The sequence below is a fragment of the Salmonella enterica subsp. diarizonae genome, assembly GCF_008692785.1.
Classification (GTDB): domain Bacteria; phylum Pseudomonadota; class Gammaproteobacteria; order Enterobacterales; family Enterobacteriaceae; genus Salmonella; species Salmonella diarizonae.
On sequence record NZ_VXJV01000002.1, the window covers coordinates 50,544 to 73,279 of the forward strand.

A 22,736-nucleotide genomic window follows, 5' to 3' on the forward strand; every position below is an offset into this window, starting at 1 on the left:
ACAGAAAGTATGGAAATAGCGTACCCGTCAGGTTATCCTGGACAAAATATCTCTTTAAGGAGCCGTTATGAAATTTACGTGGCTTGCGTTGCCAGGCGTATTGCTGCTGAGCGCTTGTTCATCGTCGCAACCCGATGTCTCAAGGCCGCCGCGTATCGGAATGCCTAATCCGGCAGCCGTCTACTGCGAGCAACAAGGCGGTACGCTGATGCCGGTGCAGACCCCGCAAGGCGTGCGTTCCGATTGCAAATTGCCCAATGGCGAGATCATTGATGAGTGGACGTTGTGGCGCAGAGATCACCCTGATACGAAAAAGTGACAACCTGTGGTCCGACGCGATATGATTAAGAATAATCTGATAATGAGTTTCATGCGGCGCAAGAAAATATGTTTCAGTTAAAGCCGGGCGCTCTGGCAATAGTTATTGGCGCTAAAACGCCCGCCGGACGGCGGAATATTGGTAAGTCGGTTGAGCTATTTTGCCTGTGTCAACCCGGCGATGAATTCATTAATCCGCTAAATGGGCACGTCACCATACTGCCGAAAGAAGCGCCTCGGGCGCTGTGGCTAGTGACGGGCGACGTAGCCTCCGCCGATGGTCAGCACGGCCTGGCCTGGGTACGCGCAGAACATTTGATGCCGTTGTCCCCGGACAGACAACCAGGCCTGGCGGCGGTCCGACAATCACAGTTCTCGTAGCCACTCCGCCAGCACAATGGCATGGTTCTGGCGAGTATCTTTGGCGGCGTATAGCAACGTCAGCGGTTGGTGTCGGGCAATATCCGCCAGCCGTTTGCCTTCTTGTCGTTGTTGCGCGAGTTCTGCCCGGTATTGCTGCGCGAAGTGGTTAAAATCAATCACTTCGCTATGAAAGGCTTTGCGCAATTCAGTGGAAGGCGTAATGGCCTTATTCCATTCATCATAGACCAGCGCCGCTTTTTTAATGCCTCGCGGCCATAGTCTGTCAACCAACACCCGATAACCATCGTCTTTTTCCGCCGGGAAATAGACGCGCTTACACTGGATTAGCATTTTTCCCTCCTGTGATAGTGCCGCTTACGGTACTTTTGCCGCTAAATATATACCACGCTGACCGGCGTTTAAGGGACGCATTTTGCCGGATAGCGGTAATAATTTTAATGGATCAGGCCTGACCATCAGGCATCCAGGGGTTGGCATCAGGTTTATTTATGACGCTATCTCCCGATCGCGCCCGGCGTAGAGGCCGAAAATCGCCATGACGATAGCCAGAACCGTCACGCCTGATAGTGGCAGATACCAGCTACCGCTGGCATCATGAAGTTTTCCCATGACTGGTGGCCCACATGCCGCCAGTAAATACCCGACCGACTGCGCCATGCCGGAAAGCGCCGCCGCCTGATGCGCCGAACTGGCGCGCAGACCGATAAACGTCAGGCCGAGGATCATCGTCGCGCCTGAACCGAAGCCGAACAGTAGCGTCCAGATGACCGCCTGGCCCGGCACAAACCAAAGTCCCGCCGCGCCAGCCGCGCACAATAGTGAGACCAGCGCGGCAATCCAGCGTTGATCGTTAAAGCGATGCAAAATAAGCGGAATGGCTAACCCAGGCGCGGCGGTCGCCAGTTGCAGCAGGCCATGTAGCGATCCTGCCTGCGCTTCGCTATAACCGTGGCTGATAAGTATTGTCGGTAACCAGCCGATAATCACATAATAGATCAGTGAGTTAAGTCCCAGAAACAGCGTAACTTGCCAGGCTAAAGGTGAACGCCAGATACCGCGTTCATGTAATGCCCGGGAACTACTCAGGTTAGCTGAGCGGGTAGTGCGCCACTGCGGCAACCAGATAAGAAACGCCAATAGCGGAAACAGCATCAGCATTAACAGTGCGCCGCGCCAGCCAAAACCGTGTAATGCCAGCGGAACCACCAGCGCGGACCCCAACGCGGCGGCAGCGCCCATCGTTAATGAATACGCGCCCGTCAGTCTGGCGACATGTTGTGAAAAATCGCGCTTAATCAAGCCTGGTAGCAGCACATTACCCAGCGCGATCCCGCAACCAATAATCGCGGTTCCGGTAAACAACAGCGCGGCGGAGGGGAGGGAGCGGAGGGCAATACCCGCGCAAATTAGCAGCATTGCAGCGAACAGACTGCGTTCCATCCCAAGCCGACGGGCAATACCGGCCGCCAGCGGCGAAACCAGCGCAAACGCCAGGAGCGGCAAGGTTGTTAGCAGGCCTGTCTGGGCGGTGGAAAGACCATAGTCCGCACGGATTGTCTCCAGCAACGGCGCAGCGCCGGTAAATGTAACGCGCAGCGTAGTGGCTATCATCAAAATACCGGCAATCAGGAAAGCGCCCTGTTTGCCGCGTGGTGAAAGGGCAGTCGTCATCATTTTCTCATTTCGTCAGGCGAGACGATACCTTACAGTTTTTACTGTTGTGATGAATCAAGCTAAAATGACAATTTATCGCTAAAATCGGACAATATAATGATTGGCCTGAGACTGGACGGTTACGATCCCGACCTTCACCACGACGCCGCAGTGGCCTTTTGTATTCGCGCCAGGGACGATGAACTGTTTAGTCCTCGCCATCAACATCGGAAGGGACAGTTGATCCTCGCTCTGCACGGCGCGATTACCTGCGAGGTGGAAAATGCAATGTGGATGGTTCCCCCACAGTATGCTGTCTGGCTCCCCGGCTCGCTGCCGCACAGTAATCATGTGACCGCAGGAGCGGAGCTGTGCTTTTTATTTATTGAACCTGCGGCGGTCGTCATGCCGGAGCGTTGCTGTACGTTAAAAATTTCGCCTTTATGCCGGGAGTTGATTTTGTCGCTGGCGCGTAGAACCGATCTCGAAAGAACGCAAATGCCAACGCAGCGCCTTATTCGGGTGTTGTTTGATGAACTGCCGCAGCAGCCGCAGGAACAATTGCAATTACCGGTATCGGCGCATCCGAAAATTCGCCAAATGGTGGAGACAATGGCGCAGGAGCCTGCGCGATGGAATACGTTAGGGCAGTGGGCCAGCGTATTCGCGATGAGCGAGCGTAACCTTGCCCGGCTGGTCGTCAAAGAGACGGGGCTAAGCTTTCGTCGCTGGCGTCATCAGTTGCAATTAATTCTGGCGCTACAAGCGCTGATAGCGGGATGTAATGTACAGCAGACCGCGCACATGCTGGGTTATGATTCCACCACGGCATTCATTACGATGTTTAAAAAAGGCCTGGGACAAACTCCAGGCCAGTATCTGACGGGCGAGTTACTGTTTTCCCACAATTAAAGAGACCAGCCCCGCCGCAATCAGTGGGCCGACCGGCACGCCGCGAAACAGCGCAACGCCAAGAACCGTACCGACCAGCAGCCCGGCGACGAGCTGCGGTTGGTTTCCCATCAGCGTAACGCCGCGACCGCCCAGCCAGGAGACGAAAACGCCGACGGCAATCGCGACCAGCGATTTCCAGTTTACAAAAGAGTGGATCAATGTGGAGGGCGGCAGGGTTCCGCTGGCGATGGGGGCCATCACACCGATGGTCAGAATGATAATCCCGACGGTGAGTCCCTGTTTTTCAATCCAGGGAAAAAAGGTATTCAACGGGGTTACGCGGACAATAATCAGCACCAGAATTGAGACGGCGACAGTAGTGTTGTGGCTGATAAATCCCAGAGCTGCCAGTCCGAGCAGGATCAGCAGAGTGACATCAAACATTATGGTTTCCTTGCCAAAAAGTAAGCCCGACGACTTTACGCCCAAACGGGAAAGCGCACAGGCGTTTTTAACGATTGATACGGTTTTCAGGCAACTGCCTGAAAGATAATCTCTATGCGAAAAACGGCGTTTGTCATTAAATTGCCATCAACGCAGCGTACTGATAACAGGTGAACCGTCATTGTTGTCTTCCGGAGGATACAATTATGTACGATCCACCGTTTCTTGAAGCGCTGATGATTACGGCGTCGTTTTTCGCCATTTTTATCATTATCGTTGTGTCTGTCTTGCTCCTTGAACGGGGAGGGGGCTAAGCCGTTGGCGATGACTGCGAGCGGCGGAAGATTGCCAGTTCCGGTCGGGCGATGCGCAGATAGTCCTGTGTATTCATAATGACTGATTTTTCCAGCAGACCGGCATTAAAGGCAATTTCATCGAAACGCTCAAACAGGAGCGGATCGGCGACCAGTTTCAGGTTTGGGTGAAAACTGAAAGGCGGGATTGCGCCAAAAACGCAGCCGGTCAGCGTATCGACTTCCGCCGGGCTGGCAAGGGAGGCGCGTAAGCCGCCCAGATGCGAAGCAAGCTGAGAGAGGTCTGCTTGCTGATCGGCCGCTAAAATAGCAAGAACATGCTGGTTGACGCCGTTGCCTTTGACTTTACAGACCAGCGCTTTTGCGCCCTGGCCCAGCGCGGTACCACGTATTTCAGAAACTGCCTCGCATTTTCCTACCGCATCATGGCTAACCACGCGATAGCGCGCGTTCTCCTGCGTTAATAAGGCCACTAAACGCTGGTGCGTAGCGACGCCCTTCGCGACTTCAGTCATTTCGGTCATTTCTCACTCCTGGTGCAATATGAAAATTTACTGCGAAACACTATTATGAACGATGCTGTTTTTGTTGTTTGTTCAGATAGAGCTGCGCATCGGAAGCCTGGTAGGCATCATTAATCGTGTCATTGGGCTGCATATTATAAATCCCGGCGGAAAAATGGACTGTCTTATCCGGTGCGATAATTTGCAGGTTACGAATAATACGCTCTGGCAGATGGATAGCCAAATCCGCCGCGTAATCGACAAGAATAATACAGAACTCATCGCCGCCGAGGCGAATAGCGTAATCGCTTTTACGAATCGATGTTTTAATCGCTTTTGCCAATAGGGTAATGATCCGGTCGCCTTCCTGGTGTCCCTGGGTATCGTTGATCAGTTTTAACTTATCGCAATCAATGGCGACAAATGTCACTGGCGTACCGGCATTGACCAGTCGTTGTAGTCGCTGTTCCAGTACCGGTGTTAATATTTTACGGTTGTAAAGCCCGGTCATAGCATCGCTAATATTTTCGCGCGTGACGTTGCGATAAAGCCGAAAGTGCATCCGTACCATATTAAGCAGGAGTGCCGTTGCCAGTAAGTAAAAGGCCAGCGCTTTCCAGGACGAGACAAGGAAATAGGTTAAATCAAGGGACAAAGAAACGCGCAGTCCGCCAGGGATATCATGGTTATAATTCACATATTGAAACAGATTATTTTTGCTTTGGTTAATAATGATCTCTTTTCCGGAGTCCAGATCTTTTAAGGTAACGTTAAGATAACGCCAAACCAGCGGACGGTCCTGGGTATAAAAAATATTTTTTAAATTATCCTGGTTAACGTCCACCATCACGATACCTTTTAATGTCCCCGCCAGATAGACAGGCGTTAAAAAGCTCATGACGTTTTCCTGGGTAATATCATCCATGTAAATACTTGAAATAACCGTGCGGCCTGTAAAAAGTTTATCTATATCTTTTCTGTTAATACCCATTGTACCTTTTTGTAAAAAAGTCCAACGATGCATGGCGAAGCGCCGCGAGTTGATTAAATCATAGAAATAGACATAATGTTTATTTAAATCAACATAATAGCGGAATTTAAGCTCCAGTGTGCCCAATCCGTGACTGTGGTCGTCCTGCGCACGGTTGATGCTTACCGCCTGATCAAACGCAGGCAGCAAAAAGACGTCATCAAGATTATCGGTACACCGTGTGGCGGCGGTTTGCAGAGTGCCATGCAGCGCTGGATAATTATGCCGAGTCAGGTTGACGCCGTGCGTACCGTTAATGGTTTCAAAGGCGGCGCAGAACGCGTGGCGTTTTTCTGCGGTGACAGGCTCTCCCGGCGCTTCAAAGGTTCGCATCAAATGTGCGGCGATACTTTGATTCTGGTACTTATCGTACAGAAACGACGAATCGGCTCTCTCCATGATATAACGCATATAGGCATTCATTGCCCTGTCGCTGGCAATAAGTTCGTAAATCAGGAAGGACGATGTCAAAACGATGACGCTTGCCGAGATAAAGTGCCTGAGCGCTTTATGATGCAAATTCATGATGAACTACAGCCCTGAAAGTCGGATGCGTTAGTTTACCATAGTGATGAGAATTCCTCTAATAGACTGTTTAAAAATAAAACGTGTTGATGTTCTGGAATAAAAATCATTCTCGATTTAATAAATCCAATAATACGCGGCGTTGATGTTTTCAGTCGTGACTATTGTCGCAAAAAGTAAGTTGTTAATTAACGGCATCGCTTTAACACTAACGAAAATAAAATAGCCACTATTATTACGGTGAAAAGGAATGTGACGTGGTAAGGATAATAATGTACTTCCGCAGGAGGCACGATGAAACGGCTCAAGCAAATGTTTTTTATCGGTTTTTTATATTAATAGCGGCAGGTTTTTCAGTATCGGTAATGACAGATGCGCAACCTCCTGAACACATGCCCGCTGCTCATATTCAGAAGGGGTACTATACTTGGTCAGGGTGAAGAGGAGCCTGAGCTACCTTTTGGCTGGGAATGGCCTTGGTGTTAGTGATATTAGCGTGATAGCATTGCGTTAAGGGATTAATTTCCCCAATATGGCAGAGCATCTTCATCCAGGCTATTTACGGAAAATTATTTCAGCCGAATAATGTGAACGTTGAGTTTGTAATAAATCAGCCCGTGACGCATTACGGGCTGATTTATGGTTATGCACTTTGATTGGCGCTCTGTTTCTGAAACAATTCGCGGAATACCGGATAAATATCTTCCTGATCGCGAATATGCTGCATGGCGAAGTTATCGAACGTCGCCTGCAGATGTTCATACTCTCGCCATAAGGTCTGGTGGGCGCGGCGGGTAATCTCGATATAGCTGTAATAGCGCACTACCGGCAGCAGTTTTTTCGCCAGAATCTCATGGCACAGCGGTGAGTCGTCGGCCCAGTTATCACCGTCTGACGCTTGCGCCGCATAGATATTCCACTGTCCGGGGTCGTAGCGCTCTTTAACCACTTCATCCATGAGTTTAAGCGCGCTGGAGACAATCGTCCCCCCGGTCTCTTGCGAATAAAAGAACTCATGTTCGTCCACTTCCTTCGCCTGGGTATGGTGGCGGATATAAACCACTTCTACGTTCTTATACGTTCGGCTTAAAAACAGATAGAGCAGAATGTAAAAACGCTTGGCCATATCTTTGGTTGCCTGATCCATCGAACCTGAGACGTCCATCAGACAGAACATTACCGCCTGGCTGGAGGGCTCAGGCCGTTTTTCATAATTTTTATAGCGTAAATCAAAGGTGTCGATAAACGGTACTCGCTCGATTTTAGCCCGCAGTTCGGCAATCTCCCGGCGTAATCGTTCCTCTTCAAGCAGTTGCGCTGGTTCGCTGTTGCTGATGGTCTCCAGTTCCGCTTCCAGTGCGTGCAGTTCGCGGCGTTTTCCGGCCGTCATCGCGGTGCGGCGCGCCAAAGAGTTTTGTAGCGAACGAACTACGCTGATATTGGCCGGCACACCGTTTGAGGTGAAACCAGCGCGGTGAGTTTTATACTCGTTAAGCTGTCGATGCTGGTTTTTTTTCAGATTAGGCAGCGCTAAATCTTCAAAGAGCAGATCCAGATACTCATCTTTTGAAATCTGAAAAACAAACTCATCCTGGCCTTCGCCGTCCTGGCTGGCCTGACCCTGACCACTCCCGGAACCGCCGCCGCCACCGCTTTGCGGACGCTCAATGCGATCATTCTGGATAAAGTGATCGTTACCCGGATGAACGCGATGGCGCAGACCGCCGCGCCCCTGATGAAACATCGGTTCGCTAATATCATCGGTTGGAATAGAGACGGATTCTCCGCTGTCGACATCGGTCACTGAGCGTTTGTTAATCGCTTCGGAGATCGACTGCTTAATTTGTGCTTTATAACGGCGCAAAAAGCGCTGGCGATTCACCGTGCTTTTATTTTTGCCGTTAAGACGTCGGTCTATGAACCAGGTCATATGCCCCCCGTACTGCCAACTATGCGCCTATTCTGTCAGTGCCGGATAGCGCTAACGCTTAGCCAGTCTACAGAACATTACTTTGTAGGCCCGGTAAGCGAAAGCGCCACCGGGCATTAACATCATGACGATTTACGCACGCGCAGGTACCACTCGCACAGCAAACGAACCTGCTTACGGGTATACCCTTTCTCCATCATCCTATCGACAAAGTCGTCGTGCTTTTTCTGCTCGTCAGTTGATGTTTTGGCGTTAAAGGAAATGACTGGCAACAACTCTTCGGTATTAGAGAACATTTTTTTCTCAATCACCGTGCGCAGCTTCTCGTAACTGGTCCAGTTTGGATTATGGCCGCTATTGTTGGCTCTGGCGCGCAGAACAAAGTTTACTATCTCATTACGGAAATCTTTCGGGTTACTGATACCCGCTGGTTTTTCAATTTTTTCCAGCTCGGCGTTTAGCGACTCGCGATCGAACAGTTGACCGGTATCCGGGTCGCGATACTCCTGATCCTGAATCCAGAAATCCGCATAAGTCACGTAACGATCAAAAATGTTCTGTCCGTACTCAGAGTAAGATTCGAGATAGGCCGTCTGGATCTCCTTGCCGATAAATTCGGCGTATTTCGGGATCAGGTAGCCTTTCAGGAACTCCAGGTAACGCTCAGCTTGCTCCTGCGGGAACTGCTCACGCTCAATTTGTTGCTCCAGAACGTAGAACAGATGTACCGGGTTGGCCGCCACTTCCGCATGGTCAAAGTTGAACACGCGGGAGAGGATCTTAAACGCGAATCGGGTGGAGAGACCGTTCATCCCTTCGTCCACGCCCGCGTAGTCGCGATACTCCTGGTACGATTTGGCTTTTGGGTCGGTATCTTTCAGGCTTTCACCGTCATAAACGCGCATTTTCGAGTAGATGCTGGAATTTTCCGGCTCTTTCAGGCGAGAAAGAATCGAGAAACGCGAAAGTGTTTCCAATGTGCCCGGCGCGCAGGGCGCATGAGTCAGCTCGCTATGATTAAGTAATTTCTCGTAGATTTTGATCTCTTCGGAGATTCGCAGGCAATAAGGCACCTTCACGATATAGACACGGTCGAGGAAGGCTTCATTATTTTTATTGTTACGGAAAGTCACCCATTCAGATTCGTTTGAGTGGGCAAGTATGATGCCATTAAAGGGCAGGGCGGAAATACCTTCCGTGCCGTTGTAGTTACCTTCCTGGGTTGCGGTCAGCAATGGGTGCAGCACCTTGATAGGCGCTTTAAACATCTCGACGAACTCCATGATCCCTTGGTTAGCGCGGCACAGCGCGCCGGAGTAACCATACGCATCCGGATCGTTCTGGGCGTGGTGTTCGAGTTTACGAATATCCACCTTGCCGACCAGCGCCGAAATATCCTGATTGTTTTCATCGCCGGGTTCCGTTTTGGCGATGGCAATCTGTTCCAGAATAGAGGGCCAGACTTTCACCACGCGGAATTTAGTAATATCGCCGCCAAACTCATGCAGCCGTTTGGCCGCCCACGGGGACATAATCGTACCGAGATAGCGGCGCGGAATACCGTACTCTTTTTCCAGAATCTGCGCGTCTTCCTGTGGATTAAACAGGCATAACGGATGATCGTTGACCGGACTACGTTCGCCGTTGGCGCTTAAAACATAAATTGGGACGCGCTGCATTAGCGATTTCAGCCGTTCAGCGAGCGATGATTTGCCACCCCCCACAGGCCCCAGCAAATAGAGAATTTGCTTCTTCTCTTCCAGCCCTTGCGCCGCATGTTTCAGATAAGAGACAATCTGTTCAATCGCGTCTTCCATGCCGTAAAACTCTTCAAACGCAGGATAGCGAGCAATCACCCGGTTGGAGAAGAGTCGAGAAAGTCGGGGTTCCTGGGCAGTGTCGACCATATTAGGCTCGCCAATAGCCATTAATAGCCGCTCTGCCGCGTTGGCATAAGCACTGCGATCTTGCCGGCAAATGGTAAGAAAATCCTGCAGTGTGAACTCTTCGTCCTTGGCAGCTTCGTAGCGCTGGCGATAGTGATCGAATATATTCATGATATGCCATCCTTTCGTTTTTTCGCACATGTTAAGAGCCGTTCATATGAATAGTAGAGGCTCCCGGAAGAGGTAGACTGAACGCCGTCTCTGCTAAGGAAAAGCAACTCTCATGCCATTTTATTGGTCAGGAGATCAACGTGCCCGGTGATACACCTTCTTAACATTAAGCGTAGATGGCATTTGCAAAACTTGCCTGTACGCGCCAGTAGATTTCGATGACATATCAATAACTCATCGGGTGGAAAAGCCTGGTTAATGTCAGAAAAAGCGTTTCCGGTCACATAACGATCATCAGCCGATCATCTGAAAATAATCTGTGATGGTGATATTAAACGGTTACATTGTGTAAAATAGTTGGGCTTATAAGTATTGGCGGTTACACTTTTGCCGCAGAACATTTGAATAAGGAATTATGGATTGTGACCAAACTTAAACTTCTGGCTCTTGGCATGCTTATCGCAACGTCCGCCAGCGTCGCGCACGCTGAAAGCAACCTGACGCTGGGCGCAGGCGTTGGTGTGGTTGAACACCCTTATAAAGATTACGATAGTGATGTTTACCCGATACCGGTCATCGCTTATGAAAGCGAAAATTTCTGGTTCCGCGGTCTGGGCGGCGGTTATTACCTGTGGAATGACAATACCGATAAGTTGTCAATCATGGCGTACTGGTCCCCGATGTACTTCAAGCCGGGCGACAGCGACGACCATCAGTTGCGTCGTCTGGACAGGCGTAAAAGTACTATGATGGCGGGCGTCTCTTACGCGCATCACACCCAATATGGTTTCCTGCGTACCTCTCTGGCAGGGGATACGTTGGATAACAGTAACGGTATCGTCTGGGATCTGGCCTGGCTGTATCGGTATACCAATGGCGGGCTGACCTTAACGCCAGGTATCGGGGTAGAATGGAATAGCGAGAACCAGAACGACTATTATTACGGCGTATCACGTAAAGAGTCTTCGCGTAGCGGCCTGCGCGGCTATAACCCAAATGATAGCTGGAACCCGTATCTTGAGCTTAGCGCTAACTATAATTTCGCGGGTAACTGGAGCGTATACGGTACTGCGCGCTACACCCGTCTGTCGGATGAAATTACCGATAGCCCGATGGTGGATAAATCCTGGACCGGTATCCTTTCTACTGGCGTAACCTATAGATTCTGATTGATTGAATTTGTCGGAAAACCGCTACAAAGCCTGCGTTATGCAGGCTTTGTGCTGACTGATACGCGAATATTGTGGCGTATATCAATGCGCTGTTAACCGGGTATGGTACAGGCTTACGTGGTTCACGCTTTGTTACATCCGTTTAAAAAACGAGTCGTTTATATGAAAAATCCAGGTAATTACAATTGCGCTAACAATTAGTGTAGTAATTGTTGCAATGCTGGTGACTATCTCCCTATAACGTCCCGTTTATGCTATACCCATTCTTCACCGCGAGTAAGACGAATGAGCATAGTATTCAACACAGTAGCCAAGCCTGGCGGCAGTCTGTGTAACTTATCCTGCAAATATTGTTTCTATCTTGATAAACCCCGGGGGCAGCGCGTCATGTCTGATGATGTGCTGGAGACGTATATCCGCCGGGTAATTGATGATACGCCATCCTCAGAAGTCTCGTTTTGCTGGCAGGGGGGAGAGCCGACGCTATGCGGCCTCTCTTTTTACCAAAAAGTGGTGCGCTTGCAGCAACGCTATGCCAACGGCAAAACTATCTACAACAGTCTGCAAACCAATGGCGTATTAATCAATGAAGAGTGGGCTGCTTTCTTTGCGCAGCACCAGTTCCTGATCGGTATATCGATTGATGGGCCGCAAGTCGTTCATGATCATTACCGGAAAACGCCGTCAGGGCGGGCGTCTTTTTCCCGAGTCGTTAATGCTATCCGCCTTCTGCAGGTAAATGATGTCGAGTTCAACACACTCACTGTCGTGAATGATGCGTCATGCCGTCATGGCAACGCTATTTATCATTTTTTGACGCAGGAACTGGAAAGTAAGCACCTGCAATTTATTCCCATTGTTGAGCCGCTCGCGCAAAAAGCGCAGCGTTCTTTGACGTTATCTGGCAATGATGATTCGCCTTCGCTGATGCCCTTTTCCGTCACGCCTGAAGGGTGGGGCGCATTTATGTGCGATGTTTTTGATCAATGGATACGTCACGATGTCGGACGCATATTTGTACAGCTTTTTGACAACTTACTTGGCGTCTGGATGGGGGAGCCCGCCACGCTTTGTACGATGCAGCCGACCTGCGGACAAAGTTTGCTGGTGGAGCAGAATGGCGACGTGTTTAGCTGCGACCATTTTGTTTTTCCCGCCTATAAACTGGGCAGTCTACGGCAACACTCTTTAGAAGAAATGGCGGCCTCTCCTTTTCAGCAGCAGTTTGGCGCGGCTAAAGCAAACCTTTCCTCACGCTGCCAGAACTGTACATGGCGCTTTGCCTGTTACGGCGGCTGTCCGAAACACCGAATTTGTATGGACGGCGGCGAACGACAAAATTATCTCTGTAAAGGATATCTGGAGTTCTTTCAACATGTGACGCCCTATATGAATGTGATGCGTCAATTATTATTGAATCATCGACCCGCCGCGCATATTACCCGCATCGTCGACATGATTGCGGATGACATTCGTCAGTGACAAGAAAATCGCCCCCTACGCGGTATGATGCCGAACATTACCTGGGGTATAAGCGTCCTGTATTGTTTTACCGTCGAGTGACATTGAAAAGGAAATGAAGACAGTGAAAAACGTAACGTTTTGCGGGCAGGAGACGCTTCCTGCTATAGGACAGGGAACATGGTATATGGGCGAGCGCGCAGATCATCGTCAGCGCGAGGTTTCGGCGCTGCGCGCGGGGCTGGATTTGGGGTTACGCCTTATTGATACGGCTGAAATGTATGCCGACGGCGGGGCAGAAAAGGTCGTGGGCGAGGCGCTGGTGGGGCGACGTGATGAGGCATTTCTGGTGTCAAAAGTGTACCCGTGGAACGCTGGTGGCCAGAAGATAGTTGCCGCTTGTGAGGGAAGCCTGCGTCGTCTGAAAACAGATTATCTCGATCTCTATCTGTTGCACTGGGCCGGAAGCTTTTCATTCGAAGAGATCGTTGAGGGTATGGAGCGGCTAATAGCGCAGGGGAAAATTCGCCGTTGGGGGGGCTCTAATCTTGATTATGACGAAATGCAGGCGCTGTGGCGCATCCCGGGGGGACAGCAATGTGCGACAAATCAGGTACTCTATCATCTGGCGTCACGCGGTATTGAGTATGATTTATTGCCGTGGTGTCAACAACAGCGGATGCCAGTAATGGCCTATAGTCCGCTTGCGCAGGCCGGCCGATTATGTAGCGGTTTACTGAATCATCCGGTGGTGAATGAAATTGCGTGCGCGCATAACGCTACGGCGGCGCAAATCTTACTGGCGTGGGTGATTGCGAATCCGGGCGTGGTGGCGATCCCGAAAGCCGGCAGTACAGAACACGTGAAGCAAAATGCGGCGGCGCTCAAGATCGCCTTGTCAGCAAACGAACTTGCCTTACTGGACAACGCCTGGCCTGCGCCAAAAGGGAAAACCGCGTTGGATATGGTGTGACGCCGGATAAAATGCGTAAGCACCGCCATTCGGCAAGTAATGCCTGATGGCGGCTGGCACCTTCCAGGGCCTACAGAAACGCTGGTATCAATTCACTTTTAGCGTTTAGCGACGCAGATAGTCTGCGCCAGACGAGATGGCTTTTCTTCTGTGGCTTGTTGCGGCGCAGTAGCGTAAGCCGTTTCAACGCACACAAATGTTTTATAGCCGTCATCCGGCATGTCGCCCATGCTGACGGACAACGCCGGGCCAGGGTTCCAGCCTACGACGTTAAGATGATGATGGTGAACCACATCAATCGTGCGGTTTAATGTCGCATCGTGGATCACGCTACATGCTTCAGGATTGAGGTAAACGCGATCGGTACGGTCCGGAAAGGTTTGCACGCCGTCGGTCAGGACTCCTTCTTTGGCGTCGTTAACTTTATCAATAAACCGGTCGCCGAGTCCGCTGACCTGAACGCTGGCGATGTCGCCAACGTTAAAATAGCTGTGGAGAGCGGATGTGGTTGCAAACTCGCCATGCGCTTCCAGTTCAATTTCACAGGTTTTGCCTACTTTAAAACGTGCCAGCAGCGTGAAATCGTGCGGCCAGTATTTTCGGGTGGCCTCACTGCTTTGCAGCTCAAATGTCAACATTACGCCGTTATCATCTTCATTATGCGCTTTTAGCGCCCACGGCAGATTACGCGCAAAGCCGTGTGACGGCAGACCTTGTTGAGCCGCAGGTCCAAACCAGGGCCAGCAGATCGGTACGCCGCCGCGTAGCGCCACGCCGGTTTTGAAAGGCGTATTATTACTGAGCCACAATACCTCTTCCTCACCGACGGGTTTCCAGGAGAGAAGGTGCGCGCCCTGTAATGCAAAAGAGGCTTTAACCTGCGGGTGGTCAACGACGATCAGATCAAGGTCATCAAGCTGGCGGCGGGAAAGGACAGGGGTAAACTGTTCGATAGCCGGAAGAGCAAAAATTTTATTAATCATTACGCAATCCTCTTTACCCTAAATAATTCGAGTTGCAGGACAAGGCGCTTGTGCCTTGACCAGTGCTTGCGCTGGCCCCGAAGGGGCGAGGTCGCAGACCGGGTAACGCGGCAAGTGAACGACAAATTCGTCAGGAACGAATTTGAGCAACCGGAGGTTACCTTCGGCCAGGGACATGGATATCCCTGATTCATCCCGATGAGCTTGACTTCCGTCAGTGATTCGGGTGAAAGAGCGTAGCCAACACACCTGTAACTTGAAGTATGACGGGTATATTTTCAGGAAAAAAAAAGAGCGACCTGAGTCGCTCTTACCAATGACTGTTTCATCTCAACTTATTTGGAGATGTGAGCAATCAGGTCCAGTACTTTGTTGGAGTAACCGGTTTCGTTATCGTACCAGGAGACCAGTTTCACGAAGTTGTCGTTCAGCGCGATGCCTGCTTTAGCATCGAACACGGAAGTGCATACTTCGCCGTTGAAATCGGTAGATACAACGTCGTCTTCGGTGTAACCCAGAACGCCTTTCATTTCGCCTTCGGCAGCAGCTTTAACAGCAGCTTTGATCTGCTCGTAGGTAGCAGCTTTTTCCAGACGAACGGTCAGGTCAACAACGGATACGTTCGGAGTCGGAACGCGGAACGCCATACCAGTCAGTTTGCCATTCAGTTCCGGCAGTACTTTACCTACCGCTTTAGCAGCGCCGGTAGAGGACGGGATGATGTTCTGAGATGCGCCACGGCCACCGCGCCAGTCTTTGTGAGACGGGCCGTCAACGGTTTTCTGGGTTGCGGTAGTCGCGTGAACAGTGGTCATCAGACCTTCGATGATGCCGAAGTTGTCGTTGATAACTTTAGCCAGCGGCGCCAGGCAGTTGGTGGTGCAGGAAGCGTTGGAAACGATGTCCTGGCCTTCGTATTTGTCAAAGTTAGCGCCTTTAACAAACATTGGGGTGTTGTCTTTAGACGGACCAGTCAGAACCACTTTTTTCGCGCCAGCGGTGATGTGTTTACGCGCGGTTTCGTCAGTCAGGAAGATACCGGTAGCTTCAGCCACTACGTCAACACCAACTTCGTCCCATTTCAGGTTAGCCGGATCGCGTTCAGCGGTAACACGGATTTTTTTACCGTTAACGATCAGATGACCGTCTTTCACTTCAACAGTACCGTCGAAACGGCCGTGAGTGGAGTCATATTTCAGCATGTATGCCATGTACTCTGCGTCTAACAGGTCGTTGATTGCAACGATCTCGATGTCAGAACGTTTCTGAGCAGCACGGAAAACAATGCGACCGATACGGCCAAAACCGTTGATACCTACTTTGATAGTCATATATTCCACCAGCTATTTGTTAGTGAATAAAAGGTTGCCTGTAAAATTACAAAAACCTTACGCAGCGTCAAGCGGAATCGTGTCAATCATTGCGACAAATCAATCCTCTGCACAACCTTTGCGCGGCTGATTCGCCTCACTCTTCCTTTCGGCTGGAAACCACATGGGGGCGCCGCCCCGAATTTTAAAGGGCAACCGAGATAATAATGTGACATCAGTCACGATTCGTAAGCCGCCATTTCGCAATGATCAAGTTTAGAACAAAAGTTGGTACTGAGGTGTTAATGTTTTGTTAGAATCGGTCAGGCAATGTGAGCACGTTTAAAGTGAGATGTGAGAAAATGGCTAACCAATCTTCAGCAGAAGAACTCAAGAAAAAATTGTCCGAAATGCAATTCTATGTGACGCAGGATCGTGGCACAGAACCGCCATTTACTGGACGCCTACTGCATAATAAACGCGATGGGGTTTATCACTGCCTGGTCTGTGATACGCCGCTTTTTCACTCCCACACCAAATACGATTCAGGCTGCGGCTGGCCCAGCTTTTACGAGCCTGTCAGCGAAGAGGCGATTCGTTACATAGACGATTTTTCTCATGGAATGCAGCGTGTCGAAATTCGTTGCGGAAACTGCGATGCGCATCTCGGACACGTTTTCCCGGATGGTCCGCAGCCGACCGGTGAACGCTATTGCGTTAACTCGGCCTCGCTCGCCTTTTCTGACGAAAAAAACGGCGATCAGTTGAAAGGCTGAAAAAACGATTCAGCAAATTATTCCACAGGAGCGGATACATCATGAATCTTGATGAGATCATTAACAGCATGACGCCGGAAGTGTATCAACGTTTATCCACCGCTGTTGAGTTGGGTAAATGGCCGGACGGTGTGGCGTTAACGCCGGAACAGAAAGAAAACAGCCTGCAATTGGTGATGCTATGGCAGGCGCGGCACAATACCGAAGCGCAACATATGACGATCGATACTCATGGTCAGATGGTGATGAAAAGTAAGCAGCAGCTCAAAGCGGATTTCGGTATTACGTCAAAGCCGATTACGACATTGAAAATGCAGTAATTGGTAGGCCGGAGAGGGCGTAGCCGCCATCCGGCTCTTTCATTGCCGATGAGTTGTGCTGTATATGATGTTGCGTTTTGTTTTGGCATTGAAACGAGAAGAGTTTCGTTAGAAACGCTCTCCTGCCTGCGTTGAGCTTTGTCTGGCAGCGATGCTAACGCGACGTATCCGGTCCCTGCGTCTCTTTCCAGTCTGCCAGCGTATACAGCGTCGCGCCTGCCGCTGCCATCTCCATAAACGCGTGCGCGCTATCCTGCGGGTGAATATTCACGCCGCGACAGCCATCGGTGATCACGTTAACGGCATAGCCCAACTGTAATGCATCCAGCACCGTAAATTTTACGCAGTAATCGGTCGCCAGCCCCATCACGATAAGCTCGGTAACGTCACGCTCATGAAGCCAGGTATCAAGGGTAGTTTTCTGCCGATGTTCGTTGTCAAAAAACGCGCTGTAGCTGTCAATCAGCGGGTTTTCACCCTTATAAATGGTGGCGTCGAGCGCATGTTGGCTAAGCAGGGGATGTAACGCCGCGCCGTCGGTATGTTGAACGCAGTGATCCGGCCAGAGCGTTTGCGGCAGACCGTCCAGCTCTCCCTGACTATAGGGTTCCGCCTGATGCTGGCTGGCGAAGCTGCCATGCTTCGCGGGATGCCAGTCCTGGCTAGCGAGCACCGGAATCTGGCGGGGCTGGCACCAGTCAATAAGAGAGTTGGCGATATCGATAGTGCTGTCGCCTTCCGGCACAGCCAGCGCGCCGCCGGCGCAAAAGTCATTTTGCAAGTCGACCAGTAATAAGGCCCGGTTTGTCATTATATCCTCCTTGTCGTCGGGATTTTTAATCATCCGACGTCAATTCACCACGCAAGTTTTGCGCCATCGCGCTACGAATCGCCTGAGTGTCCAGACCCTGGCTTAACAAATAATGCAGTTTGGTTAAGGTGGCTTCGACGGTCATATCGGCACCGCCAATCACGCCAGCGTGCGCCAGCGCATTACCGGTAGCGTACCCGCCCATGTTGACTCGCCCTGACATGCATTGCGTCAGGTTAACGACCACGATGCCGCGTGAACTGGCCTCTTTCAGCTCCTGTAAAAACGCTTTATTTTGTGGCGCGTTGCCTACGCCATAAGAGCGCAGAATCAGCGCTTTTACCGGCTGACGCAGAAAGTTACGTACTACCTCGGCGGAAATCCCCGGATAAATAGTCACTACGCCTATCGGCTGCGGCGTAATAGGATGAACGATTAATTCACCAGAGCCGTGGGGCGCGGGAGGCGTATTTAAACGGCGAATGTGAATTCCCGCTTCCAGCAAGGGCGGCAGATTAGGAGAGGCAAAAGCGTCGAAACCATCCGCATGTGCTTTGGTCGTGCGATTGCCGCGGAACAGACGATTATTAAAAAACAGCGTTACTTCATTAATAGGGTAGTTGGCGGCGACATAAAGCGCATTCAGCAAATTAATTTGCCCGTCGGAGCGCAGCTCAGCCAGCGGAATTTGTGACCCTGTCACAATAACCGGTTTGCCCAGATTTTCCAGCATGAAAGAGAGCGCCGATGCGGTAAACGCCATCGTGTCGGTGCCGTGCAGAATAACAAAACCGTCATACTCATCGTAGTGCGCTTTGATATCTTCAGCGATATGCTGCCAGTCTTCCGGCGTCATATCTGATGAATCCATCAGCGGGGCATATTCATGGATGGTAAAATCCGGCATCTCCGGGCGGTGGAATTCCGGCATCAGCGCCAACTGACGTTGAAGGTGCCCGGACACCGGGATATACCCCTGATCTGAGCGCTGCATACCGATAGTACCGCCGGTATAGGCAACGTAAATTGATTTCTTTTGCATGATAATGTTTAGTCGTGTCGCAAAGGACGTATTAATGATTATCGGATGGCAGCTATAAGTAACCGCCATCCGGCATGGCTATTGATGAAGCATTAGCGAACGTTCGCGCAAGTCAAACAGAACGCATAACGGTTTTGCGGATCGTTAAATGCCGCCAGTTTATCCCCCTCGGCCTTCACCGTGTTGGCGGCGGAAACGAGCGGCGCCGGGAGTATCGCCTGAATAGCCTCCGGCAGCATGGCGCGTACAGATCCGGTCATACTGTCCATTACCATATCAAGGACCGTTGGTTCGTCCTGATAGTAATCAAGATGCCACTGTTTCAGTTTCGCCAGCTCTGCCGCTTTGGCGACGGCATCGTCAAAGTCGCCGAGACTGTCCACCAGACCATTGGCTTTCGCGTCCTCTCCTGTCCAGACATGGCCCTGAGCGATTTGATCAATCTGTTCCGGCGTACGCTTACGCGCTTCTGCCACCAGCGTGATAAAGCGTTTGTAGCCGTACTCAATACTGAGTTGCATCATCTGCTGCACTTCCGGCGACAGCGCTTTGGTCATCGAAATCTCCGCCAGCGGCGAGGTGGAGACGCCGTCGCTGTGTACGCCAATCGACGACAGGCTGTTTTCTACCGTATTGATGACGCCGAAGATGCCAATTGAACCCGTCAGCGTGCTGGGGCTGGCCACGATATAGTTTGCCGGCGTAGAGATCCAGTAACCGCCGGAGGCCGCCATGCCGCCCATTGAGACCACCACCGGTTTGCCAGCCGCTTTTGCCGCCGCCAGTTCGGCGCGGATAACTTCGGAGGCGTTGACGCTACCGCCTGGGCTATTGACGCGCAGCACAATTGCTTTCACTTTAGGATCAAGGCGTGCGTCGCGGATCTGCGATGCTGTAGTGTCGCCGCCGACATTCCCTGGCGTTTCTTCGCCATCCATAATTGCGCCATTGGCGAAAATAACTGCAATAGTACCGCCGTTACCCGCAGGCGTTTTCAGCGAATAATCGTAATAGCTGATCGCCCGATAGTTATTTTCGGTTTTGCTCCAGCCAAACTGCTTCGTCAGCGCTTTTTCAATGTCTGCGCTGGAGGCGAGGGCATCCACCAGTTTATGGTCGAGTGCATATTTGGCGGTGTCGCCGCCCACGCTGGTTAACCCGTCGATAATAGCCTGCGCGCCAGGGAAGAGCTGTTGTGGCGAAATCTGGCGATTGGCGGAAACGGTATGCAGGTAGTTCTGCCACAGTTCGCCTATCCAGCGGCTGTCGGCCTCGCGGGCGGCGGGCGACATATCGTCGCGGATAAACGGCTCGACGGCGGATTTATAGGTGCCGACCCGGAAAACGTGGGTAGAAACTTTCAGTTTATCCAACAGCGTTTTGTAGTACAGGCCATTCGTAGCGAAGCCGTGAAGATCTACCTGACCCTGTGGGGAAAGCCAAATTTTATTGGCGAAGCTGGCGAGGTAATACTGACCCTGGCTGTAGTTTTCACCCACGGCAAAAACCGGTTTGCCGCTGTCGCGGAATTCGCGCAGCGCTTTACCGATATAGCGCATTGATGGCTGATCGGCGCCGGTGAAGTTTTTCAGATCCAGAACGATACCGGTGATGTTACGGTCATCTTTCGCCTGACGAATAGCGTTGACAATGTCAAACAGGGAGTTTTCCTGCAGACGGTCGGAGCTGGCGCCAAACAACTGGCGACCCAGCGCGCCCAGACGATGATTGGTGGACGGTTTATCCACAATGACGCCGGAAATATCCAGCAGCAGAGCGCCGTGCGCCGTTTGTTCACTGTTGCTGCCGTTACCGATCTGCATCCAGATCCCAACGCCCACCAGGACCAGAAAAATAAAGAACAGGTTGAGTACCATTTCACGGACGAAATTCAACAATCGCCACGTCCATTTAAAAAATCCGGCAATAAATCGCCACAGGGTTCGCATGTATTCTCCCTATCTGAGTAACAACGCTTATACCTTGATGAGGATAAAGCATTAAGATGTGGCTATCGTAATGACCCATCAGGCAGTTGTCAGCAGGAATCACTGCCTGTGCTGTAACAAAATCCGCTCCCGTGTTAATTTTGTGAATAAATATCATTGCTGGAGTTAATCAAATGGATGCACTAGAACTGCTGATCAACCGTCGTAGCGCCTCTCGTCTCGCAGAACCGGCGCCTGTCGGAGAGCAATTACAGAACATTCTGCGGGCAGGAATGCGAGTTCCCGATCATAAGTCTCTACAGCCGTGGCGTTTTTTTGTGATTGAAGGAGAGGGGCGCGACCGTTTCAGCGCCGTGCTTGAACAAGGCGCTGCCGCTGCCGGGGAGGATGAGAAAGCGATCGAAAAAGCGCGTAATGCGCCGTTTCGCGCGCCGCTGATCATTACCGTGGTGGCGAGATGCGAAGAAAACCATAAGGTTCCCGTGTGGGAACAGGAGATGTCCGCCGGATGCGCGGTGATGGCAATGCAAATGGCGGCGATTGCGCAAGGGTTTAATGGTATCTGGCGTAGCGGCGCGTTAACTGAGAGCGCTATCGTGCGGGAAGCCTTTGAGTGCCGCCCTCAGGATAAAATTGTTGGTTTTCTCTATCTCGGCACGCCGCAGCTCAAAGCGTCAACGACGATCAGTACCCCCGACCCCACGCCGTTTGTGCGTTATTTCTGACGCTGAGGGATAAAACTGTCTGGATTCTGAGCAAAGGCGCGGTAATTCAGACAGTGATACTTACCACATCAGGGAATGAGCGCTACCATAGCGCGAATGCAATGACAGGAGATGTCCATGAGCGAGCAAGCCATTCGTTTAACGCAATACAGCCACGGCGCTGGTTGCGGTTGTAAAATTTCCCCTAAAGTGCTGGAGACTATCCTGCATAGCGAGCAGGCGAAGTTCGTCGACCCGAATCTGCTGGTGGGTAATGAAACCCGCGATGATGCGGCGGTTTACGATCTGGGTAATGGCACCAGTATTATCAGCACCACCGACTTCTTTATGCCGATAGTCGATAATCCGTTTGATTTTGGCCGCATTGCGGCAACAAATGCCATCAGCGATATTTTTGCGATGGGCGGTAAACCGATTATGGCGATCGCGATCCTTGGCTGGCCGATTAATACCCTGTCGCCCGATATTGCGCGTGAAGTGACCGAGGGGGGGCGTTTTGCCTGCCGTCAGGCCGGTATTGCGCTGGCGGGTGGACACTCTATTGATGCCCCGGAGCCGATCTTTGGTCTCGCGGTCACTGGCGTGGTGCCGACCGAACGGGTGAAGAAAAACAGTACCGCGCAGGCTGGATGCAAACTCTTTCTGACCAAACCGTTGGGGATTGGCGTGTTGACCACCGCCGAGAAAAAATCGCTGCTTAAACCTGAACATCAGGGGCTGGCGACGGAAGTCATGTGTCGGATGAACGTTGCTGGCGCGGCGTTTGCCAATATCGACGGCGTAAAAGCCATGACTGACGTTACCGGTTTTGGTCTGCTGGGGCACCTGAGCGAGATGTGCCAGGGCGCAGGCGTGCAGGCGCTGCTTTGCTATCAGGACATCCCTAAACTGCCGGGCGTGGAAGAGTATATTGCTCTGGGTGCCGTACCAGGCGGCACAGAGCGCAACTTCGCCAGCTATGGTCATCTGATGGGCGACATGCCGCGTGAAGTTCGTAGCCTGCTGTGCGATCCGCAAACGTCAGGCGGTTTGCTGCTGGCGGTAACGCCGGACGCCGAAGACGACGTTAAAGCCACCGCGGCGGAATTTGGTATCGATCTGACCGCGATTGGCGAGCTGGTCGACGCCCGCGGCGGTCGTGCTATGGTTGAGATTCGTTAAC

The 22,736-nt window shown here is 51.4% G+C and carries 23 protein-coding genes; 11 read left to right on the top strand and 12 right to left on the bottom strand.

The window, feature by feature from the left end; translation table 11 throughout:
• Nucleotides 1-67 precede the first annotated feature (67 nt).
• Both F4V72_RS04185 and F4V72_RS04190 read left to right on the top strand, forming a co-directional pair.
• Nucleotides 68-319 carry a putative hemolysin gene (locus F4V72_RS04185; RefSeq protein WP_023247978.1) on the top strand — a complete coding sequence of 84 codons (252 nt, stop codon included), beginning with the start codon at nucleotides 68-70 and terminating at the stop codon, nucleotides 317-319.
• 68 nt (nucleotides 320-387) lie between these two features.
• Entirely contained in the window at nucleotides 388-699 is a 312-nt protein-coding gene (locus F4V72_RS04190; RefSeq protein ID WP_053529816.1) for a hypothetical protein, read from the top strand.
• On the opposite strand, the gene F4V72_RS04195 is transcribed toward F4V72_RS04190, so the two are convergent.
• Both F4V72_RS04195 and F4V72_RS04200 read right to left on the bottom strand, forming a co-directional pair.
• Nucleotides 685-1,032, bottom strand: a complete 348-nt coding sequence (locus F4V72_RS04195; RefSeq protein ID WP_023247980.1) for a DUF488 domain-containing protein — start codon at nucleotides 1,030-1,032, stop codon at nucleotides 685-687. The genes F4V72_RS04190 and F4V72_RS04195 overlap by 15 nt on opposite strands.
• A 156-nt stretch (nucleotides 1,033-1,188) precedes the next feature.
• Nucleotides 1,189-2,373 (bottom strand): CynX/NimT family MFS transporter, encoded by a 1,185-nt coding sequence (locus tag F4V72_RS04200; RefSeq protein WP_070802431.1) that lies wholly within the window; start codon nucleotides 2,371-2,373, stop codon nucleotides 1,189-1,191.
• A 99-nt stretch (nucleotides 2,374-2,472) separates the two neighbouring features.
• On the opposite strand from F4V72_RS04200, the gene F4V72_RS04205 reads away from it, so the two are divergent.
• Nucleotides 2,473-3,267, top strand: coding sequence for an AraC family transcriptional regulator (locus F4V72_RS04205; protein WP_053529815.1), 795 nt, complete (start codon nucleotides 2,473-2,475; stop codon nucleotides 3,265-3,267).
• Here the strand turns inward: F4V72_RS04205 and F4V72_RS04210 are convergent.
• On the bottom strand, nucleotides 3,247-3,693 hold the full coding sequence (locus F4V72_RS04210; protein WP_023247983.1) for a DUF441 domain-containing protein: 447 nt from the start codon (nucleotides 3,691-3,693) through the stop codon (nucleotides 3,247-3,249). The genes F4V72_RS04205 and F4V72_RS04210 overlap by 21 nt on opposite strands.
• Nucleotides 3,694-3,899: 206 nt before the next feature.
• Here F4V72_RS04210 and yoaI point away from each other — a divergent pair, with 206 nt between their 5' ends.
• The gene (gene yoaI / locus F4V72_RS04215) at nucleotides 3,900-4,007 is read left to right on the top strand and encodes a small membrane protein YoaI (protein WP_023247984.1); all 108 of its coding nucleotides are present in this window, start codon (nucleotides 3,900-3,902) and stop codon (nucleotides 4,005-4,007) included.
• Here yoaI and F4V72_RS04220 read toward each other — a convergent pair.
• From F4V72_RS04220 to yeaG, 4 genes are all read right to left on the bottom strand, one after another.
• Nucleotides 4,004-4,522 (bottom strand): YbaK/prolyl-tRNA synthetase associated domain-containing protein, encoded by a 519-nt coding sequence (locus F4V72_RS04220; RefSeq protein WP_162786051.1) that lies wholly within the window; start codon nucleotides 4,520-4,522, stop codon nucleotides 4,004-4,006. The two genes, yoaI and F4V72_RS04220, sit on opposite strands and share 4 nt — an antisense overlap.
• A gap of 52 nt (nucleotides 4,523-4,574) precedes the next feature.
• Complete coding sequence (gene dgcJ, locus F4V72_RS04225; RefSeq protein WP_070802411.1) at nucleotides 4,575-6,065, bottom strand: diguanylate cyclase DgcJ; 1,491 nt, start codon at nucleotides 6,063-6,065, stop codon at nucleotides 4,575-4,577.
• Between the two features lie 643 nt (nucleotides 6,066-6,708).
• On the bottom strand, nucleotides 6,709-7,995 hold the full coding sequence (locus F4V72_RS04230; protein WP_023247987.1) for a YeaH/YhbH family protein: 1,287 nt from the start codon (nucleotides 7,993-7,995) through the stop codon (nucleotides 6,709-6,711).
• Nucleotides 7,996-8,117: 122 nt separating this feature from the next.
• Nucleotides 8,118-10,052, bottom strand: a complete 1,935-nt coding sequence (gene yeaG, locus F4V72_RS04235; RefSeq protein WP_079806029.1) for a protein kinase YeaG — start codon at nucleotides 10,050-10,052, stop codon at nucleotides 8,118-8,120.
• Between the two features lie 422 nt (nucleotides 10,053-10,474).
• Here yeaG and F4V72_RS04240 point away from each other — a divergent pair, with 422 nt between their 5' ends.
• The 3 genes from F4V72_RS04240 (at nucleotide 10,475) to F4V72_RS04250 (ending at nucleotide 13,658) form a co-directional block, all read left to right on the top strand.
• On the top strand, nucleotides 10,475-11,221 hold the full coding sequence (locus F4V72_RS04240; protein WP_053509447.1) for a MipA/OmpV family protein: 747 nt from the start codon (nucleotides 10,475-10,477) through the stop codon (nucleotides 11,219-11,221).
• A 288-nt stretch (nucleotides 11,222-11,509) separates the two neighbouring features.
• Complete coding sequence (locus F4V72_RS04245) at nucleotides 11,510-12,706, top strand: anaerobic sulfatase maturase (protein ID WP_136058240.1); 1,197 nt, start codon at nucleotides 11,510-11,512, stop codon at nucleotides 12,704-12,706.
• 94 nt (nucleotides 12,707-12,800) lie between these two features.
• Nucleotides 12,801-13,658: an aldo/keto reductase gene (locus F4V72_RS04250; RefSeq protein ID WP_136058241.1), complete on the top strand. Its 858-nt coding sequence runs from the start codon at nucleotides 12,801-12,803 to the stop codon at nucleotides 13,656-13,658.
• 98 nt (nucleotides 13,659-13,756) lie between these two features.
• On the opposite strand, the gene F4V72_RS04255 is transcribed toward F4V72_RS04250, so the two are convergent.
• Both F4V72_RS04255 and gapA read right to left on the bottom strand, forming a co-directional pair.
• A complete protein-coding gene (locus F4V72_RS04255; RefSeq protein WP_023247991.1) occupies nucleotides 13,757-14,641 on the bottom strand; it encodes a D-hexose-6-phosphate mutarotase in 885 nt (294 codons plus the stop codon).
• Nucleotides 14,642-14,976: 335 nt separating this feature from the next.
• Nucleotides 14,977-15,972 (bottom strand): glyceraldehyde-3-phosphate dehydrogenase, encoded by a 996-nt coding sequence (gene gapA, locus F4V72_RS04260; RefSeq protein WP_000153505.1) that lies wholly within the window; start codon nucleotides 15,970-15,972, stop codon nucleotides 14,977-14,979.
• 341 nt (nucleotides 15,973-16,313) lie between these two features.
• On the opposite strand from gapA, the gene msrB reads away from it, so the two are divergent.
• Nucleotides 16,314-16,727, top strand: coding sequence for a peptide-methionine (R)-S-oxide reductase MsrB (gene msrB, locus F4V72_RS04265; protein ID WP_023247992.1), 414 nt, complete (start codon nucleotides 16,314-16,316; stop codon nucleotides 16,725-16,727).
• A 41-nt stretch (nucleotides 16,728-16,768) separates the two neighbouring features.
• On the top strand, nucleotides 16,769-17,047 hold the full coding sequence (locus tag F4V72_RS04270) for a YeaC family protein (protein ID WP_053509439.1): 279 nt from the start codon (nucleotides 16,769-16,771) through the stop codon (nucleotides 17,045-17,047).
• Between the two features lie 154 nt (nucleotides 17,048-17,201).
• On the opposite strand, the gene pncA is transcribed toward F4V72_RS04270, so the two are convergent.
• The 3 genes from pncA to sppA all read right to left on the bottom strand — a co-directional run bounded on the left by pncA (nucleotide 17,202) and on the right by sppA (nucleotide 20,849).
• Nucleotides 17,202-17,858, bottom strand: a complete 657-nt coding sequence (pncA, locus tag F4V72_RS04275; protein ID WP_053509437.1) for a bifunctional nicotinamidase/pyrazinamidase — start codon at nucleotides 17,856-17,858, stop codon at nucleotides 17,202-17,204.
• Between the two features lie 25 nt (nucleotides 17,859-17,883).
• Nucleotides 17,884-18,900, bottom strand: a complete 1,017-nt coding sequence (gene ansA / locus F4V72_RS04280; RefSeq protein WP_053529810.1) for an asparaginase — start codon at nucleotides 18,898-18,900, stop codon at nucleotides 17,884-17,886.
• Between the two features lie 92 nt (nucleotides 18,901-18,992).
• Nucleotides 18,993-20,849, bottom strand: coding sequence for a signal peptide peptidase SppA (gene sppA / locus F4V72_RS04285; RefSeq protein ID WP_114048762.1), 1,857 nt, complete (start codon nucleotides 20,847-20,849; stop codon nucleotides 18,993-18,995).
• 173 nt (nucleotides 20,850-21,022) lie between these two features.
• Here sppA and F4V72_RS04290 point away from each other — a divergent pair, with 173 nt between their 5' ends.
• Both F4V72_RS04290 and selD read left to right on the top strand, forming a co-directional pair.
• Nucleotides 21,023-21,574, top strand: a complete 552-nt coding sequence (locus F4V72_RS04290; RefSeq protein WP_023247997.1) for an NAD(P)H nitroreductase — start codon at nucleotides 21,023-21,025, stop codon at nucleotides 21,572-21,574.
• Nucleotides 21,575-21,691: 117 nt separating this feature from the next.
• Nucleotides 21,692-22,735: a selenide, water dikinase SelD gene (selD, locus tag F4V72_RS04295; RefSeq protein WP_053509430.1), complete on the top strand. Its 1,044-nt coding sequence runs from the start codon at nucleotides 21,692-21,694 to the stop codon at nucleotides 22,733-22,735.
• Nucleotide 22,736 lies beyond the last annotated feature (1 nt).

What these genes read in the sequence shown, in the direction of transcription:
- F4V72_RS04185 (WP_023247978.1), top strand. Translation starts at nt 68, where the DNA reads ATGAAATTTACGTGGCTTGCGTTGCCAGGCGTATTGCTGCTGAGCGCT.
- F4V72_RS04190 (WP_053529816.1), top strand. Translation starts at nt 388, where the DNA reads ATGTTTCAGTTAAAGCCGGGCGCTCTGGCAATAGTTATTGGCGCTAAA.
- F4V72_RS04195 (WP_023247980.1), bottom strand. Translation starts at nt 1,032, where the DNA reads ATGCTAATCCAGTGTAAGCGCGTCTATTTCCCGGCGGAAAAAGACGAT.
- F4V72_RS04200 (WP_070802431.1), bottom strand. Translation starts at nt 2,373, where the DNA reads ATGACGACTGCCCTTTCACCACGCGGCAAACAGGGCGCTTTCCTGATT.
- F4V72_RS04205 (WP_053529815.1), top strand. Translation starts at nt 2,473, where the DNA reads ATGATTGGCCTGAGACTGGACGGTTACGATCCCGACCTTCACCACGAC.
- F4V72_RS04210 (WP_023247983.1), bottom strand. Translation starts at nt 3,693, where the DNA reads ATGTTTGATGTCACTCTGCTGATCCTGCTCGGACTGGCAGCTCTGGGA.
- yoaI (WP_023247984.1), top strand. Translation starts at nt 3,900, where the DNA reads ATGTACGATCCACCGTTTCTTGAAGCGCTGATGATTACGGCGTCGTTT.
- F4V72_RS04220 (WP_162786051.1), bottom strand. Translation starts at nt 4,522, where the DNA reads ATGACTGAAGTCGCGAAGGGCGTCGCTACGCACCAGCGTTTAGTGGCC.
- dgcJ (WP_070802411.1), bottom strand. Translation starts at nt 6,065, where the DNA reads ATGAATTTGCATCATAAAGCGCTCAGGCACTTTATCTCGGCAAGCGTC.
- F4V72_RS04230 (WP_023247987.1), bottom strand. Translation starts at nt 7,995, where the DNA reads ATGACCTGGTTCATAGACCGACGTCTTAACGGCAAAAATAAAAGCACG.
- yeaG (WP_079806029.1), bottom strand. Translation starts at nt 10,052, where the DNA reads ATGAATATATTCGATCACTATCGCCAGCGCTACGAAGCTGCCAAGGAC.
- F4V72_RS04245 (WP_136058240.1), top strand. Translation starts at nt 11,510, where the DNA reads ATGAGCATAGTATTCAACACAGTAGCCAAGCCTGGCGGCAGTCTGTGT.
- F4V72_RS04250 (WP_136058241.1), top strand. Translation starts at nt 12,801, where the DNA reads ATGAAGACAGTGAAAAACGTAACGTTTTGCGGGCAGGAGACGCTTCCT.
- F4V72_RS04255 (WP_023247991.1), bottom strand. Translation starts at nt 14,641, where the DNA reads ATGATTAATAAAATTTTTGCTCTTCCGGCTATCGAACAGTTTACCCCT.
- gapA (WP_000153505.1), bottom strand. Translation starts at nt 15,972, where the DNA reads ATGACTATCAAAGTAGGTATCAACGGTTTTGGCCGTATCGGTCGCATT.
- msrB (WP_023247992.1), top strand. Translation starts at nt 16,314, where the DNA reads ATGGCTAACCAATCTTCAGCAGAAGAACTCAAGAAAAAATTGTCCGAA.
- F4V72_RS04270 (WP_053509439.1), top strand. Translation starts at nt 16,769, where the DNA reads ATGAATCTTGATGAGATCATTAACAGCATGACGCCGGAAGTGTATCAA.
- pncA (WP_053509437.1), bottom strand. Translation starts at nt 17,858, where the DNA reads ATGACAAACCGGGCCTTATTACTGGTCGACTTGCAAAATGACTTTTGC.
- ansA (WP_053529810.1), bottom strand. Translation starts at nt 18,900, where the DNA reads ATGCAAAAGAAATCAATTTACGTTGCCTATACCGGCGGTACTATCGGT.
- sppA (WP_114048762.1), bottom strand. Translation starts at nt 20,849, where the DNA reads ATGCGAACCCTGTGGCGATTTATTGCCGGATTTTTTAAATGGACGTGG.
- F4V72_RS04290 (WP_023247997.1), top strand. Translation starts at nt 21,023, where the DNA reads ATGGATGCACTAGAACTGCTGATCAACCGTCGTAGCGCCTCTCGTCTC.
- selD (WP_053509430.1), top strand. Translation starts at nt 21,692, where the DNA reads ATGAGCGAGCAAGCCATTCGTTTAACGCAATACAGCCACGGCGCTGGT.